Source organism: Ancylobacter sp. 3268 (genome assembly GCF_031456575.1).
GTDB lineage: Bacteria > Pseudomonadota > Alphaproteobacteria > Rhizobiales > Xanthobacteraceae > Ancylobacter.
The window spans coordinates 154622-181084 of the sequence record NZ_JAVDUX010000009.1 but is presented as its reverse complement, the minus strand read 5'-3'; the positions used below and the strand labels follow the sequence as shown (position 1 = coordinate 181084).

Genomic DNA, 26463 nt, shown 5'->3' with positions numbered 1-26463 from the left:
CAGGCCTTATCGCCATGACCGCCCTTGTTTCCCTCGCCCCTCCCGCATCCGCCCAATCCGAGACCACCCGCATCCAGCGGGTGGTGAGCCCCGGGGGCATCGAGGCCTGGCTGGTGCACGACACCACGCTGCCGCTGGTGGCGATGGAGATCGCCTTCCTCGGCGGCGGCGCCCAGGACCCCGCCGACAAGCCGGGCGTCGCCAGCCTCGCCGCCTCGCTGCTCGACGAGGGCGCCGGCGATCTCGATGCCCGCGCCTTCCAGGACGCGATGGCGGAGAAGGCGATCGAGCTGCATTTCGATGCCTCGCGCGACATGGTCGGCGGCTCGCTGCGCACCTTGTCGGAGAATGTCGAGCCGGCCTTCGAGCTGATGCGGCTCGCGGTGACCGCGCCACGCTTCGACGACGAGGCGGTGGAGCGCATCCGCCAGGGGCAGCTTGCCAATCTGCGCCGTCGCGCCAACGATCCCTCGACCCAGGCCAGCCTCGCCTGGTCGGCCAAGGCCTTCCCGAACCACCCCTATGGCCGCCCGCTGTCCGGCACGCTGGAGAGCGTGCCCACCATCAGCCGCGGGGATCTGGCCGGCTTTGCCAAGCGCACGCTCGCCCGCGGCAATCTCAAGATCGCGGTGGTCGGCGATATCACCCCGGAGGCGCTCGCCCCGGCGCTGGACAAGATGTTCGGCGCCCTGCCGGCCAAGGCCGAGCTGACGCCGGTGCCCGACGTGGTGCCGCAGGGGCTCGGCGCGGTGGAGGTGAAGGCCCTCGACGTGCCGCAAACCTCGATGGTGTTCGGCGGCATCGGGCTGAAGCGCAACGATCCCGATTTCATCCCCGCCTTCGTGATGAACCACATGCTCGGCGGCTCGGCCTTCTCCTCGCGGCTGTTCCGGGAGGTGCGCGAGAAGCGCGGCCTCGCCTATTCGGTCTACAGCCATCTCGCCCCGCTCGACCATGCCGGGTTGATCCTCGGCGGCACCGCCACCAAGAACGAGCGTGCCGGCGAGACGGTGGAGCTGATCCGCGCCGAATATCTGAAGCTGCTGACTGACGGCCCGAGCGAGGAGGAGCTCGCCGATGCCAAGAGCTATCTGATCGGCTCGTTCGCGCTGCGCTTCGACAGCTCGGCCAAGGTGGCCTCGCAGCTGCTGCAGATCCAGATCGACGATCTCGGCATCGACTATATCGACCGCCGCAACGAGCTGGTGGCGGCGGTGACCCTCGACGACATCCGGCGCGTCGCCGGCCGGTTCCGCGAGAATCCGGCGCTGCTGTTCAGCCTGGTCGGCAAGCCCGAAGGCCTCGCCGCCGCCGGTGTCACCCCCGCCAAGGATGCCGCGAGCGGCAACTCGGGCGGCTGAACCTCCTCCTCCCCTGTTCCCCCCGGCGGCGATGCTTTGCTATAAGAGCCGCCGCCCCGGAGTGCCTCCGATCGCGCCATGCGGCGCGATTGGTGGGAAAGTGCTCTGGATTCAATGAACTGGGGCATGTTCTCGCCGCAAAGGCCGTTCAGCCTTCGCCGAGCATGCCTTCAAGGGATCGGCGGATGACGTGGACGAGCGCAAAGCGCGCCGCAACGGCGTCGTTTCGCGCGTTGGGGATGGGCGTCATGCCGCGAGGAATGGGGAACGTGCCTATGCGTGAAGGCGTTTTCGGCATCGGGGGGATGACCGGTTCGGCACGCCGCTTGATCATGGTTTCGGCGCTCGGCCTGCTGCTGGCGGGGTGTGCCGGCGGCCTTGGCGGCGGCGGCAATGAAGGACCGATGGGCGGCGGCAATGCCGATGGCCAGGGCGGCTTGGGCTCGACCATGGAAACCACCACCGTCGCTCCGACCGCCGGCTCGTCGTCCGGGCCGACCGCGGTGGGCCGGGCGGCTCCCGCCGCGCCGGCGCTGCCGGCACCGGTGACCGCCGTCACCGGCTCGCGCTCTTCCGCCCAGACCGTGGTTGCCGGCGATGGCAGTCTCGGCGCCAATTCCACCGCCGGCGTCAATCCCGACGACTATACCTGCCCCGGCGTGCAGGTGCGCGGCGGCGCCGCCACCTGGCAGGTCACTGACGGCGCCGAGGGCGGCATCCGCTACCAGGCCAATCTCGGCACCTTCTCGCGCGAGTGCCATTTCGCCCGGCCGGACATGAACATGCGCGTCGGCATTCAGGGCCGGGTGCTGCTCGGCGCCAAGGGCGGTCCGGGCCGGGTGACGGTGCCGCTGCGCCTCGCTCTGGTGGAGGAAGGCCCGACGCCGAAGCCGATCTGGACCAAGCTCTATACGGTGCCGGTGGAGATCGGCCAGGGCGTGATGCAGGTCGATTTCGGCCTCGTCGCCGACGATGTCACCTTCCCGCTGCCGACGCCGGAGACGATTGAGCGCTACGTCGTCTATGTCGGCTTCGATTCGCAGGCCGGCGCTGCCGAGGCGCGCCGCACCACCCGTCCGCGCCCGGCCGCCCAGTCTCGCCCGGCACAGCAGCCGGCGCGGACCACGCCGCCGCCCAGCGCCGCGCCCGCGGCGGCTTCGGCGCCCGTGCAGGCCGCTCCCGCCGCCGCTCCTGCCGCCGCGGTCCAGGCCGCTCCCGCGGCGCCGGCGGCCTCGACGCCGATGATCGGCGCGCCGCAGACCAGCACCGCCCCGGCACCGGCGGCGTCGAGCAGCGGAAACAATCAGTGGATCGGCGCCCCGGCGCCTTCCACCGGCGGCTTCTCGCAATAGGCGAGGGCCGTCCGCGGCCTTTGTTGCGTTCGGTTTCCACTGGGATCGGGGCCTGTCGCGGGGGATCGCGGCGGGCCTCGGCTTTTCCGCGGCAGGATCGGCGGCGCCAGGTTTCGGCGCAAGGTTTCGCCACCTAGGTCTCGGCGCTAGGTCTCGTCGAAATGGCCCCGGCGGATGCGCCGCACCACCATCCAGATCGCCAGCACCACGAAAGGCACGGCCAGCGCGGTGGCGATGCCGACGTCGTAATGCATGCCGGCGTGCTCGGCGGCGGCGTGCAGCCCTTCGAGGGCGTAATGCAGCAGGCTGATCACGTAATAGGATATCGCCGCCACCGACAGCCCCTCGACGGTCTGCTGCAGGCGCAGCTGCATGCGCGCGCGCTTGTTCATCGAGGAGAGCAGGTCGCGGTTCTGCTGCTCCAGCTCGACGTCGACGCGGGTGCGCAGCAGGTTGGCGGCGCTGGTGAGCTTGAGCGAGAGATTGGCCTGGCGCTGCTCGGTGCTCTGGCAGGTGCGCATCGCCGGCAGCAGGCGGCGGGCGAGGAATTGCTGCCAGGTCGGGAAGCCGGCGATCGGCCGCTCGCCGATGGTGCGCAGCCTCAGGCCGACGATCTCGTCATAGGCGCGGCTGGCACCGAAGCGGAACAGCGAGGCGGCGGCGTCCGCCTCCACCTCGGCGGCGAGCGAGGTGAGCTCGTCGAGCAGTTTGTGGTTGGCGGCCAGCCCCTGGCTGTCCTTCATCTCGGTGGTCAAGGCGCGCAGCCGTTCCTCGATGCGCGCGACTCCCGGGGCGATGCGCATCGCCTCCGGCAGGCCGAGCAAGGCGAGGGTGCGGTAGGTCTCGATTTCCAGCACCCGCTGGATCAGGGCGCCGGCGGCATCGGGCGTCATGCCGCGGTCGCGCACCAGGATGCGGACGAAGCCGGAGACATCGGGCTGGAAGTCGGTGGCGATTTCGGCGAAGCCGTCCTCGACATCGGAGCGGGCGAGGCTCGATCGGTCGAACAGCCGGTCGAGGGGCAGCGAATCGGCGTTGTCGGTGGCCAGGTGCAGATCGACCGCCACCAGCAGCAGGCCGGGTTGCGGCGCCTGCGCCAGCGACGCCATCAGGCTCGCCGAGGAGGGATGGAACGGCAGGCTGCCGGCGACGATGTCCTCCGCCGGCAGCTCCCAGGTATAGGTGGTGAATTCGGCGTGGCGCTCCCAGCGCACATTCACCCCGCCAAAGGCAGCGTGGTGCTGCTTGGCCTGGCGGGACGGCGCCGGCTGGCCGCGGGCGGCGCACAGCGCGGCGAAGGCGTCGCGATCGGCAGAGGCCTCCTCGCGATTGACCAGGAAGGCGAGATGCAGCAGCCGCGCCGGCGTCGAGACCGGCACGAAGGGGCGGGCGTGCAGTTCGGCCAGCACGCCGGCGCGCAGCGGGTGGTCGCGGAACGGCGTGAGACCGAGCGGCGGCGCGGCGGCCGCAGGGGCGGAAGCGCCGGACACGGCAGCACCGGACACACTGGCACCGGATGCGGCGACATCGGATCCGGCGGCATCGGACATGGCGGGCCTCCCTGGCGCGCCGCGGCATGACGGCGCGGCCGCGGAACTTTACACCGTGCGCAGCGGTTGCACGGTGGGGACGGCAAGGCAAGGCCGATACGGCACGGCGGCGTGCGAAACCGCGTCGCGCCGAGCGGAATTGTGGCGCATTTGCATTAACCATCGCGCAATGCCGCCGCGGTTAAAAATTCGATTGCATTGCCGATTGTGGCGGATGCATGAACGTTGCCAGGGTAGGTTTGGGAATCTGACCATGACATTGCTTGCGCGTATCTGGGGCCTGTGCGTCGTCCTCATCCTCGCCCTTGCAATGTCCTCGCCGGCCGATGCCCAGAGCGCGGCGTCGAACGGCGCCAAGCCGCGCGTTTACCTGCTGCGCGGCCTCGCCAACATCTTCTCGCTCGGCATGGACGACCTCGCCACCAAGCTGAACGCGCGCGGCATCAAGGCCACCGTGCATTCCTATGCCGACTGGCAGACGGTTTCGGCGGCGGCGGTGGCCGAGGCCAAGCGCGGCAAGCGCCGCCCCTCGCCGGTGATCATCGTCGGCCATTCGCTGGGCGCCGATGCGGCGGTCTATATGGGCAACAAGGTGAGCGGCGAGGGCGTGCCGGTGCCGCTGGTGGTGACCTTCGATCCGGTGACGCCCACCACCGCTTCCGCCGCCATCGGCAAGGTGGTGAACTATTACGTCGCGTCGGGCTCCGGCAAGCCGGTCGCCGGCCCGAAGGTGCAGAACATCAACATGGGCGGCGGCGATTCCAAGGTCGGCCACTTCAACATCGACAAGCTGGCGCAGCTGCACGAGCAGGTGATCGCCATGATCGACCGTCCGCCGGTGCGCCCGCGCCGGACCCGTCCGGCGGCGCCGCCGACCGCCAGCGCTCCCGTCGCGACCCCGGCCATGACCCCAGCTACGACCCCAGCCACGGCCCCGACCCCCTCCACCGAGACCGCCGCGGTGCCGGCGGCGGCAAGCGTGCCGGCCGCCGCTGCCCGCGCGCCTAATTGAGCTCGACCGACACCACCCTGAACGTGTGCATCTCGCCGTCCTCGTCGCGCAGCGAGACATATTCGCCCGGCGCGAAGGCGTGGTCGCCGAAGCGATAGCCCGCCTCGTCATCCTCCGCCGCGCCCCTGTCGTAGTCGAACACCCAGGTGGCGCCATTGGTGCCGCCGGCCCGGTGCACCAGCATGCCGTCCTCCGGCGGTTCGCCGCTCCAGAAGCGGTGCACGGTGCACAGCTCGCGGGCGAGGCGCCAGGCGGCGAGATCGATATGGCCGGTGGCGTCGAGCGGGGCGACGAACTCGTAGCCGTGCCGGGCGCTGCCGTCCGGGAACTGCTTCGAGCGCGCGAGGTGCAGGCGGATGCGCTTCAGCACCACAGTTTCGGCGGACGAGCTGGCGGTCATCGGAGGTTCTCCCTTCAGCGCGGCATGGATCCGGCATGCAGCCTTATCCCTATTCGAGGTGAGGAGCGCCTTGATCGGGCGCAAGGCCGCGGCCGCATCGGCGCGGCGAATTGATAGGGCTCGACCAACAGATAATCCTCGGTGGTCTAGATTTTTTACCAAGGGCGGTGCATTGGTTCTCTAGAACGGGTCGAATGACCGTAGGGGAGGAGCGCCATGTCCCAGCCGGAAGCATCGGCCGCGCACGCGGCGGGGGATGTCGAGTATCACGCGCTGGTGATGCCGGAACCCAAGCGCGACGTGCTGGCGCGGCGGGCGGAGATCGTCGCCGATCTGCGCGCCCTCGTGCCGGGCGAAGGGGTGATCGACAGCACCATCGAGATGCGCCCGTACGAGAGCGATGGTCTCACCGCCTATCGCCAGCTTCCCCTCGCCGTCGTGCTGCCCTCGACCACGGAACAGGTGTCGAAGGTGCTGGCCTATTGCCACGCCCATGGCATCCGCGTGGTGCCGCGCGGGGCGGGGACCTCGCTGTCGGGCGGCGCGCTGCCGCTCGAGGACGCCATCCTGCTCGGCATGGGCAAGTTCAACCGCATCCTCGACATCGATTTCGACAACCGCACGGTGACGGCGCAGCCGGGCGTCACCAATCTCGGCATTACCAATGCGGTGGTGCATGAAGGCTTCTACTACGCGCCCGACCCCTCCTCGCAGATCGCCTGCACCATCGGCGGCAATGTCGCGGAGAATTCCGGCGGCGTGCATTGCCTGAAATACGGGCTCACCACCAACAACGTCATGGGCGTCGAGATGGTGCTGATCACCGGCGAGGTGATCCGGCTGGGCGGCCAGCACCTCGATTCCGGCGGGTTTGACCTGCTCGGCCTGATCGTCGGCTCGGAGGGGTTGCTCGGCGTCGTCACCGAGGTCACCGTGCGCATCCTCAAGAAGCCGGAGACCGCGCGGGCGGTGCTGGTCGGTTTCCCCTCCTCGGAAGCGGCGGGTGAATGCGTCGCCGCCATCATCGCCGCCGGCATCATCCCCGGCGGCATGGAGATGATGGATAAGCTCGCCATCGAGGCGGCCGAGGCCTTCGTGAAGGTCGGCTATCCGCTCGACGTCGAGGCGCTGCTGATCGTCGAGCTCGACGGGCCGGAAGCCGAGGTGAACCACCTGATCGGCCGGGTATCGGAGATCGCCTCCGGGCTCGGCTGCATGACGCTGCGCGCCTCCACCAGCGAGGAGGAGCGCATGGCGTTCTGGGCCGGGCGCAAGGCGGCCTTCCCGGCAGTGGGGCGCATCTCGCCGGACTATTACTGCATGGACGGCACCATTCCGAGGAAGGCGCTGCCGCGCGTGCTCTCCGGCATGATCGACATGTCGGAGAAATACGGCCTCGCCTGCGCCAATGTCTTCCATGCCGGCGACGGCAACCTGCATCCGCTGATCCTCTACGACGCCAACAAGCCGGGCGAGCTGGAGCGGGCCGAGGCGTTCGGCCGCGACATCCTGCTGCTCTGCGTCGAGGTCGGCGGCGTGCTCACCGGCGAGCATGGGGTGGGCGTCGAGAAGCGCGACCTGATGGGCTCGATGTTCGACGCCACCGATCTCGCGCATCAGCAGCGGCTGAAATGTGCCTTCGATGCCGAGGGGCTGCTCAATCCCGGCAAGATGTTCCCGCAGCTGCATCGCTGCGCCGAGCTGGGGCGCATGCATATCAGCGGCGGCAAGCTGCCGTTCCCGGACATTCCGCGGTTCTGAGCAGGGGCTGGAGACATGGCCACGCTGCTCGCGAAGAACGCCACGGTGCTGGTCACCATGGACGGCGCCCGCCGGGAAATTTCCGGCGGCGGCCTGTTCGCGCGCGACGGCAGGATCGAGGCGGTGGGGCCGTCGGAAACCCTGCCGGCCACCGCCGACCGGGTGATCGACCTCTCCGGCCATGTGGTGCTGCCGGGGCTGGTGAATGGCCACCACCATCTCGACCAGACGCTGACCCGCAACCTGCCGGCGGCTCAGAACACCAATCTGTTCCGCTGGCTGAAGGCGCATTACCGCATCTGGGGCGCCCGCACGCCGGAGGCGAGCCGCACCGCGACGCTGGTCGGGCTGGCGGAACTGGCGCTGTCCGGCTGCACCACCGCCTTCGACCATGCCTATGTGTTCCGCAATGGCTGCAAGGTCGACGACCAGATCGGCGCCGCCCGTGAGATCGGGATGCGTTTCATGGTCTCGCGCGGCTCGATGTCGCTCGGGGAATCGCGCGGCGGCCTGCCGCCCGACAGCTGCGTCGAGGACGAGGACGACATCCTCGCCGACAGCGAGCGGGTGATCGGCGCCTATCACGATGCGGCGCCGGGCGCGATGCTGCAGATCGCGCTAGCGCCCTGCTCGCCCTTCTCCGTCTCGCCGGAGCTGATGCGCGAGAGCGCCTCGCTCGCCCGCCGGCACAAGGTGCGCCTCCACACCCATCTCGCCGAGACAGTCGACGAGGAGCGCTACACGCTGGAGCGCTTCGGCAAGCGGCCGGTGGCCTATATGGAGGGACTCGGCTGGCTGGGCGATGACGTCTGGTTCGCTCATGCCGTGCATGTGAACGCCCACGAGATCGGCTGCTTTGCCGGCTCAGGAGTGGGCGTATGCCATTGCCCGTCCTCGAATATGCGCCTCGCTTCCGGCATCGCCCCGGTCAAGGCCTATCGCCGCGCCGGCGTGAAGGTGGGGCTCGGCGTCGACGGCTCGGCCTCCAATGATGGCAACCACATGCTGGGCGAGGCGCGGCAGGCGATGCTGCTGGCGCGGCTGCAGATCTCCCTGCGCCCGCCCGAAGGGCCGGACACCGCGCTCTCCACTTCCGATCCCTCGCGCGATGCGGAATGGATGACCGCGCGCGAGGCGCTGGAACTGGCGACGCTGGGCGGCGCCGCCGTGCTGGGCCGCAACGATATCGGCTCGCTCCAGCCCGGCAGATGCGCCGACTTCACCGCCTTCCGCCTCGACGATCTCGCCTTTGCCGGCGGGCTGTCCGATCCCGTCGCCGCCTGCCTGTTCACCGGCCCGCACCGCGCCAATTGGACCGTGGTGAACGGCCGGCCGGTGGTGGAGGGCGGGGAAATCGTCACCATCGACCTGCCGGCGGTGATCGCCGAGCACAACCGGCATGCGGCGCGCCTCGCCGCGCTGCATTTCGAGTGAAACGCCGCCATGACCGAACCCGCCACAGACCGTCTCTGTCCCCGCGATGAAACCGAGGTCGTCGAGGCCGTGCGCTGGGCGGTGTCCGGGGGACGCGCCCTCGACATCGCCGGCACCGGCTCTAAGCAGGGCCTCGGCCGCCATATCCAGACCGATGCCACGCTCGACCTCTCGGCGCTGGCGGGCGTGACGCTCTACGAGCCCGCCGAACTGGTGCTGAGTGCCCGCGCCGGCACGCCGGTCGCCGAGATCGAGGCGCTGCTGGCGGCCTCGAACCAGATGATGGCGTTCGAGCCGATGGATTTCGGCCCGCTCCTCGGCCGTCCGCGCGGGCAGGGCACGCTGGGCGGGCTGATGGCGACCAATCTCGCCGGCCCCCGCCGCCCCAGCGCCGGCGCTGCCCGCGACCACGCGCTCGGCCTGCGGGCGGTGTCCGGCCGGGGCGAGGCCTTCAAGGCCGGCGGCCGGGTGGTGAAGAACGTCACCGGCTACGACCTGCCGCGCGGCCTCGCCGGCTCCTATGGCACGCTCGCCGCCTTCATCGAGCTGACCATCAAGGTGCTGCCGCGTCCGGAGACGCTGGAGACGCTGCTGATCTACGGCCTCGACGACGCCACCGCCGCCAAGGCGATGAGCGCGGCGGTCGGCTCCTATTACGACGTCTCCGGCGCCGCCCATGTGCCGTTCGTCCTTGCCGGACGCATTCCCGCGCTGGCGCTCGCGGGAACCTCGGTCACGGCGCTGCGGCTGGAAGGGGTGCCGCCGTCGATCCGCCATCGCCGCGAGAAGCTGGAAGGCCTGCTCGGCGGCTTCGGCACGCTCGGCCGGCTGGAGGCGGAGAGCTCGGCCGCGTTGTGGCGGGCGCTGCGCGATGTCGAGCCGTTCGGCGAGGACCTGTCGCGCGCCGTCTGGCGGGTCTCGACCGCGCCGATGAAGGCCGCCGCCCTCGGCGCCGCGGTCGGGGCGGCGGGCGGCACCTGCTTCTATGACTGGGCCGGCGGCCTCGTCTGGATCGAGATGCCGGATGCCGATCCGCGCGCCGGGCTGGTGCGCGAGGCGGTCGCCATTGCCGGCGGACACGCGACGCTGATCCGCGCCGAGCGCGCCACCCGCGCCGCGATCGACGTGTTCCAGCCGCTCGACGCGGTCACCGGAGCGCTGGTGAAGCGGATGAAAGACGGGTTCGACCCCAGCCGGGTGCTGAGCCCCGGCCGCATGTATGCGGGAGTGTGAGAAGCCATGCAGACCCATTTCTCCCTCGCCCAGCTGGCGGATCCGCAGGTCGCGCGGTCCGAGCAGATTCTCCGCGCCTGCGTGCATTGCGGCTTCTGCACCGCCACCTGCCCGACCTATACCCTGCTCGGCGACGAGCTGGATTCACCGCGCGGGCGCATCTACCTGATCAAGGACATGCTGGAGAACGACCGGCCGGCCACTGCCGAGGTCGCCAAGCACATCGACCGCTGCCTGTCCTGCCTCTCCTGCATGACCACCTGCCCATCCGGGGTGCATTACATGCACCTGGTCGACCATGCCCGCGACCACATCGAGAAGACCTACAGGCGCCCCTTCCTCGACCGCACGCTGCGCGCCGTGTTAGCCAAGGTGCTGCCGAGCCGCGCGCTGTTCCGCCTGTCGCTGGCCGGCGCCATGCTGGCGCGACCTTTCGCCGGCCTGATCGGCCAAGTGCCGGGCCTAGCCCCGGTGGCGGCGATGCTGAAGCTGGCCCCGGCCCGGCCGGCGACCCGCTCGGCCGGCGAAACTGTCCGCAAATTCCCGGCGCTCGGCGCCCGCCGCGCCCGCGTCGCGCTGCTCGACGGCTGCGCCCAGCCGGTGCTGCGGCCGGAGATCGACGAGGCGGCGATCCGCCTGCTCACCCGCATGGGGGTGGAGGTGGTGCGGCCGGTCGGCGGCGGCTGCTGCGGCTCGCTCACCCACCATATGGGCAAGGAGGAACCGGCGCTCGCCAATGCCCGCGCCAATGTCGACGCCTGGTGGCGGGAGATCGAGGGCGAGGGGCTGGACGCCATTGTCATCACCACCTCCGGCTGCGGCACGACGATCAAGGATTACGGCCATATGCTGCGCCTCGAGCCGGCCTATGCCGAGAAGGCGGCGAAAGTGTCGGCGCTGGCGAAGGACATCAGCGAGTTCCTCGTCGAACGCGAATTGCCGGTGCCGGTGATCGACGCCGGCCTGCGCGTCGCCTATCACTCCGCCTGTTCCCTGCAGCACGGTCAGAAGGTGAAGACGGCGCCGAAGGAACTGCTGACCCGCGCCGGCTTCACCGTGCTGGAGCCGGCCGAGGGGCATCTGTGCTGCGGCTCGGCCGGCACCTACAATATTCTCCAGCCGGAGATCGCCGGCCGCCTGCGCGAGCGCAAGGTGGCCAATATCGAGCGGACGCAGCCGCAGGTGATCGCCGCCGGCAATATCGGCTGCCTGACCCAGATCGGCGGCGGCACCGCCATCCCCGCCGTGCACACGGTCGAACTGCTTGATTGGGCGACCGGCGGGCCGAGCCCGCTGCCGGCGCCGTTCGCCGTCGCGGCGGAGTGATCGGCGGGCGGATATGAGGGGAGCGCATCAATGATCGCCGTCATCTTCGAGGTCTGGCCGGCAGAGGGCCAGCGCCAGCATTATCTCGACCTCGCCGCCGCGTTGAAGGCCGATCTCCAGGGGCGCGACGGCTTCATCTCGGTGGAGCGCTTCGAGAGCCTCACCGAGCCGGGCAAGCTCCTGTCTCTGTCGATCTGGCGCGACGAGGAGGCGGTGCGCGCCTGGCGCTGCCTGCCCTCGCACCGTATCGCCCAGGGCGAGGGGCGCGGCAAGGGCGGTCGTGGCGGTGTGTTCCGCGACTACCGGCTGCGCGTGGCGAGCATCCTGCGCGATTACGGCCTGGAGCAGCGGGACGAGGCACCGGACGACAGCCGCGCGGTGCATCCGCCGGTGGTGTGAGGGCATTTCCGGACCTCGCCACATCGGCAAGGGCGCGCCGACCGGCCGGGCGCGCTGGGCCATTCCCGGTGGCGAGCAAGGTGTGAGCGACAGGACGGGGACCGGCCGGTATAAAAGTCGGACACTGAAGGCCCCGGAGCGCCCATGCCCGCCACCACTCCTGCTACCACCACTCCCGCCGCCCCTTCCGCCGCTCACCCGGCCAAGCGGCCCCGCCTCCTCGCCTTGTCGCTGGGCGGCACCATCACCATGACCGCCACCGCCGGCGGCGGCATCGCCCCGACGCTGGGCGCCGCCGATCTGGTGGCGGCGGTGCCGGGGCTGGGCGAGGTGGCGGCTGTCGAGGCGCGCTCGCCGTTCCGGCTCGGCAGCTCCTCGCTGACCCTCGCCAACATCGCCGCCGTCGCCGCCGAGATCCGAGTCGCCTTCGCGGAGGGTTTCGACGCGGCGCTGGTGATCCAGGGCACCGACACCATCGAGGAAACCGCCTTCGCGCTCGATCTGCTGGTGCGCGACGAACGGCCGGTGGTGGTGATCGGCGCCATGCGCGGCCCGCAGCAGCCGGGCGCCGACGGCCCGGCGAACCTGCTTGCCGGCGCCATCGTCGCCGTCAGCGCCGCGGCGCGGGGGATGGGCACGCTGGTGGTGCTGAATGACGAGATCCATGCCGCGCGCTTTGTGCGCAAGGCGCATACGGCGCTCACCTCGGCCTTCGTCTCGGCGAATGGCGGTCCGCTCGGGCTGGTGGCGGAGGGGCGGGCGCGATTCTTCAGCCGGGTCGCGCCGCTCGCGGTGCCGGTGCTGCTGCCGGAAGCCGGCGATTTGCCGCCGGTGGCGCTGGTCAAGATCGGCATGGGCGATGACGGCCGGCTGCTGCCGGTGCTGGCCGGCCTCGGCTATGCCGGCGCGGTCATCGAGGGTGCCGGCGCCGGCCATGTCCCCGGCGTGATGGCCGAGGCGGTCGGCGAACTGGCGGCGCAGATGCCGGTGGTGCTGGCCAGCCGGACGCTCGGTGGCCCGGTATTCGAGCGCAGCTATGGCTATCCCGGCTCGGAAATCGATCTGATCGCCCGCGGCGCCCTTCCCGCCGGCCTGCTGCCGGCGCTGAAGGCGCGGCTGCTGCTGGTACTGGCGCTCAAGGGGGGTTTTTCGCGCGAGGACATCGCCGCGGCGCTGGCGGCCTTCGGCTGAGCGGCCCGTCGCACGCGTCGCCGCCACGCCGCGTCAGGCTGGCCGCTCCCGTGATGGAAGATGCCATGGCGGGAGGCGCCGAAACGAAACGGGGCGCCCGAAGGCGCCCCGCTCGATATCGACCGTGAGGTCGCGGCCGATCACTCGGCGGCGCCGGCCTCATTGTCCTCGGCCTTCTTGGCCTCGAGGTCCTCGCCGGTCGCCTGGTCGACGACCTTCATGGACAGGCGGGTCTTGCCGCGCTCGTCGAAGCCGAGCAGCTTCACCTTCACCTTATCGCCTTCCTTGACGACGTCGGAGGGCTTGGACACCCGCTCCTTGGCGAGCTGCGAGACGTGGACGAGGCCGTCCTTGGCGCCGAAGAAGTTCACGAAGGCGCCGAAATCGACCACCTTCACCACGGTGCCCTCGTAGATCTGGCCGATCTCCGGCTCGGAGGCGATCGACTTGATCCAGTTGAGCGCCGCCTTGATCGATTCGCCGGACGCCGAGGCGACCTTCACGGTGCCGTCGTCCTCGATGTTGATCTTGGCGCCGGTCTTCTCGACGATCTCGCGGATCACCTTGCCGCCGGAGCCGATCACTTCGCGGATCTTGTCGACCGGGATCTGGATCACCTCGATGCGCGGGGCGTGCTCGCCGAGCTCGGCGCGGGCGCCGGACAGCGCCTTGCCCATCTCGCCGAGGATGTGCAGACGACCGTCCTTGGCTTGGCCGAGGGCGACCTTCATGATCTCCTCGGTGATGCCGGCGATCTTGATGTCCATCTGCAGGGCGGTGACGCCCTTGTCGGTGCCGGCGACCTTGAAGTCCATGTCGCCGAGGTGGTCCTCGTCGCCGAGGATGTCGGTCAGCACCGCGAACTTCTCACCCTCGAGGATGAGGCCCATGGCGATGCCGGCCACCGGACGGCGCAGCGGCACGCCGGCATCCATCAGCGCCAGCGAGGTGCCGCAGACGGTCGCCATCGAGGACGAGCCGTTCGATTCGAGGATCTCCGACACCGCGCGCAGCGTGTAGGGGAACTCGTGCTGCGGCGGCAGGATCGGGCGGATGGCGCGCCAGGCGAGCTTGCCGTGGCCGATCTCGCGGCGGCCGGGCGAACCCATGCGGCCGGTCTCGCCGACCGAGAAGGGCGGGAAGTTGTAGTGCAGCAGGAAGCGCTCCTTGTAGGTGCCTTCCAGGCTGTCGATGAACTGCTCGTCCTCGCCGGTGCCCAGCGTGGCGACGACCAGCGCCTGCGTTTCGCCGCGGGTGAACAGCGCCGAGCCGTGGGCGCGCGGCAGGAGGCCGGCTTCCGCGACGATCGGGCGGACGGTTCTGGTGTCGCGGCCATCGATGCGCACGCCTTCGTCGAGGATGGTCCAGCGGACGATCTTCGCTTCCAGCTCCTTCAGCACTTCACCGAGCGTCTGCGCGTCCGGCACGTCCTTGCCTTCGGCGGCGAGGGCGACGTAGTGCGCCTTGGCCTTGGCCTTGGCGGCGCCGACCGCATCGTAGCGGTCCTGCTTGCGGGCGATCTTGTAGGCGGCGCGCAGATCGTCCTCGATCAGGCCGCGCAGCTCGGTCTCGAGCGCCGAATTGTCGGGAGCGGCGAAGTCGCGCGGCTCCTTGGCGGCCTTTTCGGCGAGGCGGATGATCGCCTCGATCACCGGCTGGAAGTGACGGTGGCCGAACATCACCGAGCCAAGCATGACCTCTTCGGACAGCTCCTTGGCTTCGGATTCGACCATCAGCACGGCGTCGGCGGTGCCGGCGACCACGAGGTCGAGCGCGGATTCCTTGAGTTCGTCCACGGTCGGGTTGAGCACGTACTCATTGTCGATGAAGCCGACCCGGGCGCCGCCGATGGGGCCCATGAACGGCACGCCGGACAGGGTGAGCGCGGCGGAGGCGGCGACCAGCGACACGATGTCGGGATCGTTCTCGAGATCGTGCGAGAGAACGGTGACGACGACCTGGGTGTCGTTCTTGTAGCCGTCGGCGAAGAGCGGGCGGATCGGGCGGTCGATGAGGCGGGAGACCAGCGTCTCCTTCTCGGACGGACGGCCTTCGCGCTTGAAATAGCCGCCGGGAATGCGGCCGGCCGCATAGGCCTTTTCCTGGTAGTTGACGGTGAGCGGGAAGAAGTCCTGCCCCGGCTTCGGCGCCTTGGCCGAGACCACGGTGGCGAGCACGGTGGTGTCGCCGTATGTCGCGAGCACGGCGCCGTCGGCCTGACGCGCCATCTTGCCGGTCTCGAGGGTGAGCGTGCGCCCGCCCCAGTCGAGTTCCTCGCGGTGAATGTCGAACATGTCTGTCTCTGGCTTTCCGAAGAGGGGCCATGGGCAAGACGGCGGGAGACTCCGCTCTCCCGGACATGCCGGGCCAAGTCTCCGGCGATCCTGCCATGGCCGCCGCTTCTGTCGGACGCGGCGAGCCCCATGCCCGCCGCTCTTGCGTGTTCCGGAACCTGCTCCTCAGGCTCCGGTTTCTTGGTCTGGCGGACCTTGCGGTCGATCGGGAAATCCCGATCGCGAAGGTCGCCGGCGCCGCGGCTGGATCCGCAACGCATGGTCTGGATAGCGGACGAGGCCCGCACCGGGCGGTGCGAGCCTCGTCAAACGATCAGCGGCGGATGCCCAGCCGCTGGATCAGGGACTTGTAGCGGGTTTCCTCGGTCTTCTTTAGATAGTCGAGGAGGCCGCGACGCGCGGACACCATCTTGAGCAGGCCGCGACGGGAGTGGTTGTCCTTCGCGTGGCTCTTGAAGTGGCCGGTCAGGTTGGTGATGCGCTCGGTGAGGATCGCAACCTGCACTTCCGCCGAACCGGTATCACCCGGCTTGGTGGCATATTCGTTGATGAGCGCCTGCTTGCGCTCCGGCGTGATCGACATCGGATGTCCTTTCCGGTTCTGGTAGAGAAGATGGCGGCCGCCGCAGAATCTGCCTTGGCGGGCGCGCCGGCTTCGCGGATCGGCCGGGCCGGGATGTCGTCCAGCGCGGTCGAAAAGCGAAGAGCTCGCGCGGACCTCTCGGTCCGCAACGCGGGCGCACCATACACGAAATCGCCCGCGACGCCAGTCGCATCTTGCGCCCGGCCAGCGGTGGAACGCGTGTGGCGGCTCGCTTTGCGAGGGGCCGGCGCACGGCCGGCCGCCGCAGTTCAGGCCGCCGGGGCCGCGTGGAAGATGCGCCGGGGGAAGATCTCCGCCCCTTCGGCATCGCCGAGCGCCACCAGCCGGCCGCCGGCGGTGATGGCGACCGGGCCTTCGAGGATCGGCGCGTCGCGCCCGCGCAGGATGATCGACTGGCCGCGCGCCAGCCGCGCCGCATCCGCCGGGCTCACCCGCAGCGAGGGCAGGCTGTCGAGGCCGATCTCCACCGGGCGGAGCGCCGCCAGGGGCGGGGTCTCGCCATTGGCCTCGTGCATGGCGCGCAGCTGGTCGAGCGGGACCAGCTCTTCCTCGGCAAAGGTGCCGACCACGCTGCGCCGGAGCGCGACGATATGGCCGTGGGTGCCGAGCTGGCGGCCGAAGTCGCGGGCGAGCGAGCGCACATAGGTGCCCTTGCCGCATTCAGCTTCGAACACCGCGTGGTCAACATCCGGCATGTCGACGAGGTCGAGTCGGTGGATGACGACGGGGCGGGCGGCGAGCTCGACGGCGATGCCGTCACGCGCCAGATCATAGGCGCGCTCGCCATTGATCTTCAGCGCCGAGAACGCCGGCGGCACCTGCTCGATCTCGCCGCGGAAGCTGGGCAGCAGCGCGAGGATGTCGTCGCGGGCCGGCCGTGCCCCCGACTGCGCGACCGGCTGGCCCTCGCTGTCGTCGGTGTCGGTCTCGATGCCCCAGCGCACGGTAAAGCGGTAGACTTTGCGGCTGTCCATGACGAAGGGCACGGTCTTGGTGGCTTCGCCGAGGGCGATCGGAAGGCAGCCGGAGGCGAGCGGGTCGAGCGTGCCGGCGTGGCCGGCCTTCTTGGCCTGGAACAGCCATTTCACCGCGCCAACCGCCTGGGTGGAGGTCATTCCGACGGGCTTGTCGAGCAGGACCCACCCGTCGACATCCTTCTTCGGACGCCGGGCGGAACGCTCGCGGCGGTCGCCCTTCGGCCCGCGCGGGCGGGCATCGGCCGGGGGCGTGCCGGCCGGCGGTGCGGCGATGGTCTCGTCGACGGCGTCGACCGCGCTGGCGGCGGCCTCGATCATGGGGGCGGTCATGGCTGATCGTCCTCGTCGTTCTCGTTGTTGTCGTCATGGTCGAGATCGCGCGCCACGTCCGGCGAGCGCAGCAGTGCGTCGATGCGCGCCCCTTCCTCGAAGGAGGTGTCGATGCGGAAGCGCAGTTCCGGCACGAATTTCAGCTCCAGCCGGCGGGCGATCTCGCCGCGCAGCAGCTTGGCGTTGCTTGCCAGCGCGTCGATGGCCGCCTTGGTGTCCTTGCCGCCGAGCGGCATGACGAAGCAGGTGGCGATCTTCAGATCCGGGCTCATCCGCACTTCCGGCACGGTGATCAGCACCTTCGACAGCGCCGGATCGGGAATGTCGCCCCGCGACAGCACGTCGGACAGGGCGTGTCGCACCAGCTCGCCGACACGCAGCTGGCGCTGGCTCGGGCCGGTGCCCGAGCTCGCTTTGGTCTTCATGACGTTCAACAATCCTCAACGCCCGCACCGGCTTGGCCGGCAGGCGGGACGGCTTCGACCGAAGCCGACGGATTCGGACCGTCCGGCTCCCGCGGCAAGTCTCAGGCGGCCGGGCGGAGAACCGTCCGGCCGTCAGGCGGCGCGATGGTCACAGCGTGCGCTGGACCACCTCAACGCGGTAGCACTCGATGACGTCGCCGGCGCGCATGTCCTGGTAGTTCTCGAAGGACATGCCGCATTCCTGGCCGGACTGCACCACGTTGACCGCATCCTTGTAGCGGTTGAGCGTGGCGAGCTTGCCTTCGTGGATCACCACATTGTCGCGGATCAGGCGGACATGCTGGCCGCGCTCGACGATGCCGTCGGTAACCAGGCAACCGGCGACCTTGCCCACCTTGGAGACCGCGAAGATCTCCTTGATGAGAGCGTTGCCGAGCATGGTCTCGCGGTTGACCGGGGCGAGCAGGCCGCCCATCGCCGCCTTCACGTCATCCACCAGGTCGTAGATGATGTTGTAGTAGCGGATTTCGATACCGGCACGCTCGGCCGCCTCGCGGGCTTCCTTGTTGGCGCGAACGTTGAAGGCGATGATCACCGCACCGGCGGTCTCCGCCAGCGTGACGTCGCTCTCGTTCACGCCGCCGGCGCCGGAATGGATGATGCGGGCCTGCACCTCGTCCGTGCCGAGCTTCTCCAGCGAGGCGATGATCGCTTCCACCGAACCGGAGACGTCGCCCTTGACGATCAGCGGGAATTCCTTGCGGCCCGCCGTCTTCGCCTGGCTCATCATCTGCTCCAGAGAGCCGCGCACGGTGGCGGAACGCGCCGCCGCCTTCTCGCGCTTCTGGTTCTTGCGGTAGTCGGTGATCTCGCGGGCGCGGGCTTCGCTCTCGACGACGGCGAGGCGGTCGCCCGCTTCCGGCGTGCCGTTGAAGCCGAGCACCTCGACCGGCATGGACGGCTCGGCCGAAGCGAGCTGGGTGCCCTTGTCGGAAATCAGCGCGCGCACGCGGCCCATCTCGGCGCCGGCGACGACGATGTCGCCGACATGCAGCGTGCCGCGCTGCACCAGCACGGTGGCCACCGGACCGCGGCCGCGATCGAGCTTGGCCTCGATGACGGTGCCCTCGGCCTCGCGGTCGGGGTTCGCCTTGAGGTCGAGCACTTCCGCCTGCAGGCTGATGAGCTCCAGCAGCTTGTCGAGATTGGTGTGGGCCTTGGCCGACACCTCCACCTCGAGCGTCTCGCCGCCCATGCTTTCGACCTGCACCTCGTACTGGAGCAGCTCGGAGCGCACGCGCTCGGGCTTGGCATCGGGCTTGTCGATCTTGTTGATCGCCACGATCAGCGGCACCTTGGCGGCGCGGGCGTGATTGATCGCCTCGACCGTCTGCGGCATCACGCCGTCATCGGCCGCCACCACCAGCACCACGATGTCCGTCACCTTGGCGCCGCGGGCGCGCATGGCGGTGAACGCCGCGTGGCCGGGCGTGTCGATGAAGGTGATCTTGCCGCCGAGCGGCGAGGTCACCTGATAGGCGCCGATGTGCTGGGTGATGCCGCCGGCCTCGCCGGACACGACATTGGCCGAGCGCAGCGCGTCGAGCAGCGAGGTCTTGCCGTGGTCGACATGGCCCATGATGGTGACGACCGGCGGGCGCGGCAGCAGGTTCTCCGGCGCGTCCGGCGTGTCGAACAGGCCTTCCTCGACGTCGGATTCGGCGACGCGCCGCACGCTGTGGCCGAGTTCCTCGGCGATCAGCTGGGCGGTGTCGGCGTCGATCACGTCGGTGATCTTCACCATCTGGCCCTGCTTCATCAGCAGGCGGATGACGTCGACCGCGCGCTCGGCCATGCGGTTGGCGAGTTCCTGAATGGAAATCGTCTCCGGGACCGTGACCTCGCGGGCGATCTTTTCCTTGGTCTCGACATGGCGGTGACCGCTCATGCGCTGGGTGCGGCGACGGAACGCCGCCACCGAACGCTGCCGCTCCTCATCGCCGGATTGCGCCGTCACCAAAGTGAGGCGGCCGCGATTCTTCTCGCCGCCGGCGGGCCGGGTCGGCTTCTGCGGCGCCGGGGCAGGGCGCGCGGGCGCGCCACCGGGACCGCGGCGGACCGGACGGCGCTCTTCGTCCTCGGACTCCATGGCGGCACTGCGGGGCGTCGCGACGCGCGGGGCGCCGGGAACAGCGGCCGGGGCCGAAGGCGCGGCGGCGGCCGGCGAGGCGGCGCGGGGCGCCGAGGGCGCGGCGGCCGGGGCCGGCGGCGGCGCATTCTCCTCGCCGAAGCGCTTGCGCGCCTCCTGCTCGGACTTGCGCTTGGCCTCTTCCTCGAAGGCGCGGCGGGCTTCTTCCTCGCGCTTGCGGGCTTCGGCGGCCTCGCGCTCGACCTTCTCGCGGGCTTCGCGTTCGGCGCGGCGGCGGGCTTCTTCCTCGGCGCGCTTGCGCTCCTCGACCTCACGGACGCGGGCGTCCTGAAGCGCGGCGGTGCGGGCGCGGGCCTCTTCCTCGGTCAGCGAGCGCAGCACGACGCCGCCGGGACGGGTGCCGACGGGACCGGGACGCGGCCCGGAATAATTGGCGCCCGGATTGGGCTGGGTACGACCCTGCACCGGCGGGCGCTGCGGCTGCTGCGGGGCCGAAGCGGGACGGGCACCCTGGGGCGCCGGTGCCGGCGCCGGACGCGCGGCCTGAACCTGCTGGGGGGCTGCCGGTGCAGGACGCGGCGCCGGCGCCGCCTGCGGTGCCGGGGCGGCAGGCGCGGCGGCGGCCGGGGCGGAAGGCGCGGACGGTGCCTCGGGCTTCTCGCCCGGACCGATCACGCGCCGCTTCACCTTCTCGACCACCACCGACTTGGAGCGCCCATGGCTGAAGCTCTGGCGAACGACGCCCTGCTCGACAGGCCTCTTGAGCGTCAGGGTCTTGCCCTGGCCCACGCCCATCGTCTTCTCGCCGGGGTTCTTCGTATCGGTCATTCGGTATCCGTTCCTGAGCATCCACGCCCCTTGCGGGATGCCTCACATCTGTGCGCCGGCTTCGCTTATCCAGCGCGCCAGCTCTCGAGCCTTCTCACGCGCGCAAGAAACCCTGCGCTCGTCGGATGGGCGAGCAGCGCAGCATGTACCACATTTGCCCGCCCCAACGCCAAGTCCAATTGCACGCCTGACAAAGAGTTAACGAAGGCTATTTCCTTACCCTCCGCCTCGCCGACGCGCCGGGCGAGTGCGTCGAGCTTGGCCGCCCCGTCGCGCGCCGCGTCACTGGCGTGAACGAGGATGGCGGCGCCGCCCACCAGCGCTTCCCCCACCTTGGTCGTGCCGGTCACCAGCTGCCCCGCCTTGTTGGCGAAGCTGAGGGCGCTGAACACGTCCTTCTCCAGCAAGGTGTCGACCAGGTCGATAAGGCCCGGATCGACCCGGCCCTTGCCGCGGAACGCGCGGCCGAAGGCCTTTTTCTTCAGCGCCAGCGCCAGCTCGGAGCGGGTGGCTCCGACCCAGGCGCCGCGTCCCGGGAGCTTGGCGGCGAGGTCGGGCACCACCTGCCCGTCCGGCGCCACCACGAAACGCAACATCTCCCCCACCGGCCGCACCGTGCGGCTGGCGAGGCACAGGCGCGACAGCACACGGCGCGCCGCGGCGGGACCGGCATCGGTCTCTTCCGGCTCGCCGGCGCCAGCGGGGATCTCGTGATCCCCGACCTGTTCGCTCGCCTGCTGCATCGCTGCGCGCTACTCCGTTCGTTACCGGCTCCGACAGTGCGTTCGGCACCCCGGCCCGTCACCCGCCTAAGGTGGCCGGACGCGAGGGCGCCGCGACTCACGCCGCGTTGCCGGCGTCCTCTTCAGTCGTCTCTTCGGCCTCGTCGCCCGCCTGCGCGAGCTCCTCGGCCGAAATCCAGCCCGCTTTCACACGGGCCTGCATGATCAGGGCCTCGGCGTCTTCCTTCGAGAGCTGGAAGCCCTCCAGCGCGCCGGCGATGCGCACGGTCTCGCCATCCTTGCGCTCGGTCCAGCCGATCAAATCGTCGGTGGCGCAGCCGGCGAGGTCCTCGACGGACTTGATGTCGTTCTCGCCGAACGCCACCAGCATCGGCGATGTCACGCCCGGCACTTCGCGCAGTTCGTCCTCGACGCCGAGCGCGCGGCGGCGCTCGTCCAGCTCGGCTTCCACCTGGGCGAGATAGCCCTGCGCGCGGTTCTGCAGCTCCTGCGCGGTGTCCTCGTCGAAGCCCTCGATGCTCGCCAGCTCGTTGATCGGCACATAAGCGAGCTCTTCGACGGTGGCAAAGCCTTCCGAGGCGAGCAGCTGGCCCATCATCTCGTCGAGATCGAGCGCCTCGGCGAAGATCTTCGAGCGTTCGGCGAATTCCTTCTGGCGCCGCTCGCTCTCTTCCGCCTCGGTCATGATGTCGATGTCCCAGCCGGTGAGCTGGGAGGCGAGGCGGACATTCTGGCCGCGGCGGCCGATCGCCAGGCTTAGTTGGGCATCCGGCACCACGACTTCAATACGCTCGCGGTCCTCGTCGAGCACGACCTTGACGACTTCCGCCGGGGCGAGCGCGTTCACGATGAAGGTCGCGACGTCCGGCGACCACGGGATGATGTCGATCTTCTCGCCCTGCAGCTCGTTCACCACCGCCTGCACGCGCGAGCCGCGCATGCCGACGCAGGCGCCGACCGGATCCACCGAGCTGTCGCGCGAGGTGACGGCGATCTTGGCGCGCGAGCCGGGGTCGCGGGCAACCGCCTTGATCTCGACGATGCCGTCATAGATCTCCGGCACTTCCTGGGCGAACAGCTTCGCCATGAACTGCGGATGGGTGCGCGACAGGAAGATCTGCGGGCCGCGCGGCTCGCGGCGCACGTCATAGACATAGGCGCGGATGCGATCGCCGACCTTGAACACTTCGCGCGGCAGCAGCTCGTCGCGGCGGAGCGAGGCTTCGCCCTTGCCGAGATCGACGACGACGTTGCCGTATTCGACGCGCTTGACCGCGCCGTTGATGACTTCGCCGATACGGTCCTTGAATTCCTCATACTGCCGGTCGCGCTCGGCCTCGCGCACCTTCTGCACGATGACCTGCTTCGCGCTCTGCGCGGCGATCCGGCCGAAATCGAAGGGCGGCAGGGTGTCGGCGATGGAATCGCCCACCTGCGCCGCCGGGTTCAGCCGGCGGGCGCCGACGAGGTCGATCTCGGTGGCGTAGTTCTCGACCTGATCGACCACCAGAAGGTGACGGGCGAGGCGCAGCTCGCCGGTGCGCGGGTTGATCTCCGCATGGATGTCGGTCTCGGCGCCGTAGCGGGAGCGCGCCGCCTTGGCGATCGCGTCCTCCATGGCGGCGATGACGATATGCCGGTCGATCGACTTTTCACGCGCGACCGCATCGGCGATCTGCAGCAGCTCGAGCCGGTTTGCGCTGACGACAGCCATCAGTGCGTCTCCTTCGCGGGGGTTTTGCGTTTGGCGTTCGATTTCTTGCCGGGCTTGACGCCCGGCGGCTTCGGCCAGGCCTTCGGCGACGGCTTCTTCACCGCCGCCTTGCGCACCGGCGTCGGCTTGGCCGGAACGATGCGCACCAGAACCTGCTCGTCCGCCGCGTCGCCGGCCTCGTCCTGCTGGTCGTCGTTCAGCTCGTCGCCCAGTTCATCGTCTTCGTCGAAGTCGCCGCTCTCGCGCAGCGCCTTGTCGCGACGCAGCGCGTCGCGGATCAGATCATCGGTCAGCACCAGACGCGCCTCGCCGATATCGGCGACCGGCAGGCGATGCGTGTCGGGGGCGCCGGCGGGCGCGTCGGGCAGGCGAACCACCGCCTCGCCGCCCTCGACGCCGAGCAGCAGGCCGCGAAAGCGCTTGCGCCCCTCATGCGGCACCGCCATCTCGACCTTGACGTCATGGCCGGTCCAGCGCCGGAAATCGCTGATCCGCACCAGCGGCCGGTCGATGCCGGGCGAGGACATTTCGAGGTTATAGGCGCCGGAGATCGGGTCTTCTACGTCGAGAACCGGGGAAATGGCACGGCTCGCCGCTTCGCACTCGTCGATGCCGAAGGAGCCGTCCGGTCGTTCGGCCATGATCTGCAGCGTCATCGGGTCGCCGCCGGAGATCTTCACCCGCACCAGCCGGAAGCCGAGACCCTCCAGCACCGGCGCGACGATCGCCGCCACCCGCGCGGCCGGGCCGGTCTCGGTGACGAGGCGCGGCTCGTCGAGCCGGGCCTCGATTGCAGCGGTATCGGCCTTGATGTCGTTCTCGCTCATCGTCCTCACCGGACCCGAGATGGTCGGCAATGCAAAAAGAGCGGGTCCCGTCGGCGGAACCCACTCTCAACCAACCGTCAGGTCATCTGAGATATGTGAATGACCGTCATATACAGCCAAAACCCCCTTCGGCGCAAGCCGCCGCTTCGGCGGGCCGATCGCCGCCGCCGCTTGCCGGCCGGCCCGGCGCCGCTCATAAGCAGGGCATGCTCCATCCCACCGCCATGACGACCGCCGCCATGACGACCGCCTCGTCCCCGCCTGCCCCGCGGCTGGCGGAGCGCGCGCCGGCCAAGATCAATCTCTCCCTCGCCGTGCTCGGGCGCCGGGCCGACGGCTATCACGAATTGTCGAGCCTCGTCGCCTTCGCCGGCGCGGCGGACCGGCTGGCCTATGACCCGGCCGGCGCGCCGGGCCTCGATCTCGCCGGCCCCGGCGCCGCGATGCTCGCCGTCGAGCCGGACAATCTGGTGCTGAAGGCGGTGCGGGAACTGGCGGCGCGCGTGGAGGGGCTGGCCGTCGGCCGTTTCACCCTCGACAAGCGGCTGCCGGTCGCCTCCGGTCTCGGCGGCGGCTCGGCCGATGCGGCGGCGGCGCTCCGGCTGCTGGCCCGGGCCAACCGGCTGGCGCTCGACGACCCGCGCCTGTTCGCGGCGGCGCTCGCCACCGGCTCCGACGTGCCGGTCTGCCTGTATCGCCGCGCCTGCCTGATGCACGGGCGCGGCGAGGCGCTCTCCCCCGTCGCCCTGCCGCGCTTCGGCCTGGTGCTGGTCAATCCCCGCCTCCCGGTGGCGACCGCCGCGGTGTTTCGCCAGCTCGGCCTGGCGCCGGGCGAGCGGAGCCGGTCGGTGCCGCCGCCACCCGCCGGCTTTGCGACGCGCGCCGAGGTGCTTGCCTTCCTCGCCGGCGTGCCCAACGACCTCGAACCGCCGGCCCGTGCGCTCGAACCCTCGCTCGCCGAGGTGGCGGAACGCCTTGCCGGAACGCCGGAGGCGCGGCTGGTGCGGATGTCCGGCTCCGGCGCGACCTTCTTCGGGCTCTATGACGATTGCCGGGCGGCGACGCGGGCGGCGAAGATCATCGCCGCGGCGCGGCCGGACTGGTGGGTCAAGTCCACCGTGCTCGGATGAGGGCAAGCCAATGACGACGGCATTCATCTACGCGCTGGCGGCGCTCGCCGAGATCGCCGGCTGCTTCGCGTTCTGGGCGGTGGTGCGGTCGGGGGCGAACCCGCTCTGGCTGGCGCCGGGCGCGCTGAGCCTGATCGCCTTCGGCGCCCTGCTGACGCGGGTCGATGCCGAGGCGGCCGGACGCGCCTTCGCCGCCTATGGCGGCGTCTATATCGCCGCCTCGCTGGTCTGGCTGTGGGCGGCGGAGGGCTTCCGGCCCGATCGGTGGGACCTGGCCGGCGGCGCCGTCTGTCTCGCCGGCGCGGCGATCATCCTTTACGCGCCGCGCGGCTGAGACGTCCCGGCGGCGGCCTTCAGCGAGCGGCCTTCAGCGAGCCCTTGCTGTTCAGCGGGCCCGTGCGACGCAGAACTCCACCACGTCGATCAGCGCCTGCTTGGCCGGCCCGTCGCGGAACAGGCCGAGCGCGTCCTTGGCGATGGCGCCGTAGTGACGGGCGCGCTCCACCGTGTCGGCGAGCGCGTGGTGGCGGGAGAGCAGCTCGATCGCCCGCTCGAGGTCGCCCTCGCCGATCTCGCCATCCTGCAGGCAGCGTGTCCAGAAGGCCCGCTCCTCCTCGTTGCCGCGCCGGAAGGCGAGCACGATCGGCAGGGTGATCTTGCCCTCGCGGAAATCGTCGCCGACATTTTTGCCGAGCTTGGCGCGCTGGCCGCCATAATCGAGCGCGTCGTCGATCAGCTGGAAGGCGATGCCGAGATTCATGCCGTAGCTGCGGCAGGCGGCCTGCTCGGCCTTGGAGAGCTTGCCCAGCACCGGGCCGACCTCGCAGGCGGCGGCGAACAGTTCCGCCGTCTTGCCGCGGATGACGGCGAGATACTCGTCTTCGCTGGTCGATGTGTTCTTGGCGGCGGCGAGCTGGGCCACCTCGCCCTCGGCGATCACCACCGCGGCGGTCGAGAGGATGTCGAGGCAGCGCATGTCGCCGACCTCGATCATCATGCGGAACGCCTGGCCGAGCAGGAAGTCGCCGACCAGCACGCTGGCCTCGTTGCCCCACAGCATGCGGGCGGCGGGCTTGCCGCGGCGCATGTCGCTGTCGTCGACAACATCGTCGTGCAGCAGCGTCGCGGTATGCATGAACTCCACCGAGGCGGCGAGCTTGACGTGGCCCTCGCCCCGATAGCCGGCGAGAATGGCGGTGGCCACGGTGAGCATCGGTCGCAGCCGCTTGCCGCCGGAGGAGATGAGATGCGTCGCCACTTCCGGGATCATGGTGACGTCGGAGCCGGTGCGCGACAGGATCAGCGCATTGACGCGCTCCATGTCGTCGCGGACGAGAGAGATGACGGTCTCGAGCGACGGTTCGGCAACGGGATCGAAAGGAACGACGACAGCCACAGTCATTTTCCGACAGGATGAAAACCG

22 protein-coding genes are annotated in these 26463 nt (G+C 70.1%); 11 read left to right on the top strand and 11 right to left on the bottom strand.

Annotated elements, in window-relative coordinates; genetic code table 11:
- Window positions 1-14: 14 nt before the first annotated feature.
- A complete protein-coding gene (locus tag J2X65_RS14585; RefSeq protein WP_404977721.1) occupies window positions 15-1361 on the top strand; it encodes a M16 family metallopeptidase in 1347 nt (448 codons plus the stop codon).
- Window positions 1362-1636: 275 nt separating this feature from the next.
- Window positions 1637-2713: a hypothetical protein gene (locus J2X65_RS14580; RefSeq protein WP_310202212.1), complete on the top strand. Its 1077-nt coding sequence runs from the start codon at window positions 1637-1639 to the stop codon at window positions 2711-2713.
- Between the two features lie 146 nt (window positions 2714-2859).
- On the opposite strand, the gene J2X65_RS14575 is transcribed toward J2X65_RS14580, so the two are convergent.
- On the bottom strand, window positions 2860-4263 hold the full coding sequence (locus J2X65_RS14575; protein ID WP_310202210.1) for a DUF3422 domain-containing protein: 1404 nt from the start codon (window positions 4261-4263) through the stop codon (window positions 2860-2862).
- Between the two features lie 253 nt (window positions 4264-4516).
- Here J2X65_RS14575 and J2X65_RS14570 point away from each other — a divergent pair, with 253 nt between their 5' ends.
- On the top strand, window positions 4517-5275 hold the full coding sequence (locus J2X65_RS14570) for a hypothetical protein (protein ID WP_310202208.1): 759 nt from the start codon (window positions 4517-4519) through the stop codon (window positions 5273-5275).
- On the opposite strand, the gene J2X65_RS14565 is transcribed toward J2X65_RS14570, so the two are convergent.
- Window positions 5268-5675 (bottom strand): hypothetical protein, encoded by a 408-nt coding sequence (locus J2X65_RS14565; RefSeq protein WP_310202206.1) that lies wholly within the window; start codon window positions 5673-5675, stop codon window positions 5268-5270. The two genes, J2X65_RS14570 and J2X65_RS14565, sit on opposite strands and share 8 nt — an antisense overlap.
- A 279-nt stretch (window positions 5676-5954) precedes the next feature.
- Between J2X65_RS14565 and J2X65_RS14560 the strand changes: the two genes are divergently transcribed.
- The 6 genes from J2X65_RS14560 (at window position 5955) to J2X65_RS14535 (ending at window position 13019) form a co-directional block, all read left to right on the top strand.
- Window positions 5955-7436, top strand: a complete 1482-nt coding sequence (locus J2X65_RS14560) for an FAD-linked oxidase C-terminal domain-containing protein (RefSeq protein WP_310202308.1) — start codon at window positions 5955-5957, stop codon at window positions 7434-7436.
- A gap of 15 nt (window positions 7437-7451) precedes the next feature.
- Window positions 7452-8870: an 8-oxoguanine deaminase gene (locus tag J2X65_RS14555; protein WP_310202204.1), complete on the top strand. Its 1419-nt coding sequence runs from the start codon at window positions 7452-7454 to the stop codon at window positions 8868-8870.
- A gap of 9 nt (window positions 8871-8879) precedes the next feature.
- Window positions 8880-10103 (top strand): FAD-binding protein, encoded by a 1224-nt coding sequence (locus tag J2X65_RS14550; protein ID WP_310202202.1) that lies wholly within the window; start codon window positions 8880-8882, stop codon window positions 10101-10103.
- Between the two features lie 6 nt (window positions 10104-10109).
- Window positions 10110-11429, top strand: a complete 1320-nt coding sequence (gene glcF / locus J2X65_RS14545) for a glycolate oxidase subunit GlcF (protein WP_310202200.1) — start codon at window positions 10110-10112, stop codon at window positions 11427-11429.
- A gap of 30 nt (window positions 11430-11459) precedes the next feature.
- Entirely contained in the window at window positions 11460-11828 is a 369-nt protein-coding gene (locus J2X65_RS14540) for an antibiotic biosynthesis monooxygenase (RefSeq protein ID WP_310202198.1), read from the top strand.
- 144 nt (window positions 11829-11972) lie between these two features.
- On the top strand, window positions 11973-13019 hold the full coding sequence (locus J2X65_RS14535) for an asparaginase (RefSeq protein WP_404977714.1): 1047 nt from the start codon (window positions 11973-11975) through the stop codon (window positions 13017-13019).
- A 140-nt stretch (window positions 13020-13159) separates the two neighbouring features.
- On the opposite strand, the gene pnp is transcribed toward J2X65_RS14535, so the two are convergent.
- From pnp to rimP, 8 genes are all read right to left on the bottom strand, one after another.
- Window positions 13160-15313 (bottom strand): polyribonucleotide nucleotidyltransferase, encoded by a 2154-nt coding sequence (gene pnp, locus J2X65_RS14530; RefSeq protein ID WP_310202196.1) that lies wholly within the window; start codon window positions 15311-15313, stop codon window positions 13160-13162.
- 313 nt (window positions 15314-15626) lie between these two features.
- A complete protein-coding gene (rpsO, locus tag J2X65_RS14525) occupies window positions 15627-15896 on the bottom strand; it encodes a 30S ribosomal protein S15 (RefSeq protein WP_310202194.1) in 270 nt (89 codons plus the stop codon).
- Window positions 15897-16165: 269 nt separating this feature from the next.
- Window positions 16166-17224, bottom strand: coding sequence for a tRNA pseudouridine(55) synthase TruB (gene truB, locus J2X65_RS14520; protein WP_310202192.1), 1059 nt, complete (start codon window positions 17222-17224; stop codon window positions 16166-16168).
- Window positions 17221-17649, bottom strand: a complete 429-nt coding sequence (gene rbfA, locus J2X65_RS14515; RefSeq protein ID WP_310202190.1) for a 30S ribosome-binding factor RbfA — start codon at window positions 17647-17649, stop codon at window positions 17221-17223. The genes truB and rbfA overlap by 4 nt, the downstream gene beginning before the upstream one ends.
- A 148-nt stretch (window positions 17650-17797) precedes the next feature.
- Window positions 17798-20626 carry a translation initiation factor IF-2 gene (infB, locus tag J2X65_RS14510; protein ID WP_310202188.1) on the bottom strand — a complete coding sequence of 943 codons (2829 nt, stop codon included), beginning with the start codon at window positions 20624-20626 and terminating at the stop codon, window positions 17798-17800.
- 65 nt (window positions 20627-20691) lie between these two features.
- Entirely contained in the window at window positions 20692-21369 is a 678-nt protein-coding gene (locus J2X65_RS14505; protein WP_310202186.1) for an RNA-binding protein, read from the bottom strand.
- A 97-nt stretch (window positions 21370-21466) separates the two neighbouring features.
- Entirely contained in the window at window positions 21467-23083 is a 1617-nt protein-coding gene (gene nusA / locus J2X65_RS14500; protein WP_310202184.1) for a transcription termination factor NusA, read from the bottom strand.
- The gene (gene rimP, locus J2X65_RS14495; RefSeq protein WP_310202182.1) at window positions 23083-23910 is read right to left on the bottom strand and encodes a ribosome maturation factor RimP; all 828 of its coding nucleotides are present in this window, start codon (window positions 23908-23910) and stop codon (window positions 23083-23085) included. The genes nusA and rimP overlap by 1 nt, the downstream gene beginning before the upstream one ends.
- A 239-nt stretch (window positions 23911-24149) precedes the next feature.
- Here rimP and J2X65_RS14490 point away from each other — a divergent pair, with 239 nt between their 5' ends.
- A complete protein-coding gene (locus tag J2X65_RS14490; RefSeq protein ID WP_310202304.1) occupies window positions 24150-25040 on the top strand; it encodes a 4-(cytidine 5'-diphospho)-2-C-methyl-D-erythritol kinase in 891 nt (296 codons plus the stop codon).
- 10 nt (window positions 25041-25050) lie between these two features.
- Complete coding sequence (locus tag J2X65_RS14485; protein WP_310202180.1) at window positions 25051-25374, top strand: YnfA family protein; 324 nt, start codon at window positions 25051-25053, stop codon at window positions 25372-25374.
- Between the two features lie 51 nt (window positions 25375-25425).
- On the opposite strand, the gene J2X65_RS14480 is transcribed toward J2X65_RS14485, so the two are convergent.
- Window positions 25426-26436, bottom strand: a complete 1011-nt coding sequence (locus tag J2X65_RS14480) for a polyprenyl synthetase family protein (RefSeq protein WP_310202178.1) — start codon at window positions 26434-26436, stop codon at window positions 25426-25428.
- Between the last annotated feature and the right edge of the window lie 27 nt (window positions 26437-26463).